Source organism: Pseudoalteromonas sp. SR45-4, from assembly GCF_014163535.1.
Classification (GTDB): Bacteria; Pseudomonadota; Gammaproteobacteria; order Enterobacterales; family Alteromonadaceae; genus Pseudoalteromonas; species Pseudoalteromonas nigrifaciens.
This window is the reverse complement of the sequence record NZ_JACJDO010000109.1, coordinates 1-367: the sequence shown is the minus strand read 5'-3', so window position 1 is coordinate 367 and position 367 is coordinate 1. Positions and strand designations below refer to the sequence as shown.

The following is a 367-nucleotide window of genomic DNA, read 5'->3' as shown; positions in this document are numbered from 1 at the left end:
TTTCACGGCGGTAACAGGGGTTCGAATCCCCTTGGGGACGCCACTTACTATTTAATAGTCAGTGCAGTGTTATTAAGAAAGCTCGCCTGAAACGAGTCTAAAAATTCAGTTGTCCTAGTGACACATTTATGTGTCCCCATCGTCTAGAGGCCTAGGACACCGCCCTTTCACGGCGGTAACAGGGGTTCGAATCCCCTTGGGGACGCCACTTACTATTTAATAGTCAGTGCAGTGTTATTAAGAAAGCTCGCCTGAAACGAGTCTAAAAATTCAGTTGTCCTAGTGACACAGAAAATGTTTCTGAGAAGATAATGCCATTCGCCTCACAGGCTCGGTCTCATCTTACACAGAAATAGCAAATCAATGA

The 367-nt window shown here is 45.2% G+C and carries 1 tRNA gene; it reads left to right on the top strand.

What is annotated here, in order from left to right:
• The first annotated feature begins 132 nt into the window (after positions 1-132).
• A tRNA-Glu gene (locus H5058_RS18180) sits at positions 133-208 on the top strand.
• Positions 209-367 lie beyond the last annotated feature (159 nt).